Below are 952 nucleotides of genomic sequence, written 5' to 3' on the forward strand. Positions count from 1 at the left end.
TGCTTCCTCAGCTCTGCTTGATATAACTCTGAGCAATACTGACTTCCTCTATCGGAGTGATGTATCAAGGATTGATTGCCAAGCCGTTGCTTTAACGACATTTTGAGAGACTTGATAACATCGGTTGCTTTCATTTCACGGCTTAACTCATAACCCATGATTTTGCGACTATATGCATCGGTAGTGAGGCTAAGGTAATGCACGCCCTCATCACTCGACACATAAGTAATATCGCTCGCAAACACTTGTTCGGGTCTTTTGATATCAAGAGTGCCAATCAAGTTTGGATGTTTGGTCATCCAGTGCTTGCTGTGCGTGGTTTTGGTGTAACTGCGTAGAGGTTGAACCAACATATTGTGCTGACGAAGGTAGTCAAACAAGCCATCTCTGCCCAGTTTAATTCCCTGTTTTCTCAACTTGGGTTTGAGCAGGTAATAGAGTTTCCTGACACCAATACGAGGCATAAAGCGCCGAATTGATTGCACCATCGCTTTTAGTGGCGCTAATTCAGCAGCCCTTCGTGTCTGGCGCTTTTCTCGTTGATAAACGCTTTGGCGGCTTATACCAAGAAGCGAGCAGGCTCGGCTAAGACTTACTTTGCCTTGGGCCTGAAGGCGTCTCGCTCCTTGGCTTCTAGCTTTTTTCGAAGCCCTGTACCGTGCTCTGCGTCGATGATATCGACCATTTCATTGAGCAGCAGATTGCGCAAGCGCTCATCTTCAAGCTCTCGCTCTAACCGTTTAATGGTTTGGGCTGGCGTTTCGGCTGACCGAGGCATCGTAGACATTCCTTGAGGTGACCAATCAGAGCGGCCATGTTTTCGTAACCAGACAAGAACAGTGCTTCGCCCTTGAATGCCGTATATGCGCTGAGCTTGTTTATAGGTCATATCGCCTTTTTCAACTTGCTCAACAACAGACAATTTAAAGGCTAGTGAATAATCGCGCTGAGT

At 46.7% G+C, this 952-nt stretch carries 1 pseudogene; it reads right to left on the reverse strand.

Annotated elements, in window-relative coordinates:
• Positions 1-952 (reverse strand): annotated as a pseudogene (locus K0504_RS18450) (IS3 family transposase); the annotation flags it as partial.

The sequence above is a fragment of the Neiella holothuriorum genome (genome assembly GCF_019457915.1).
Lineage (GTDB): Bacteria > Pseudomonadota > Gammaproteobacteria > Enterobacterales > Neiellaceae > Neiella > Neiella holothuriorum.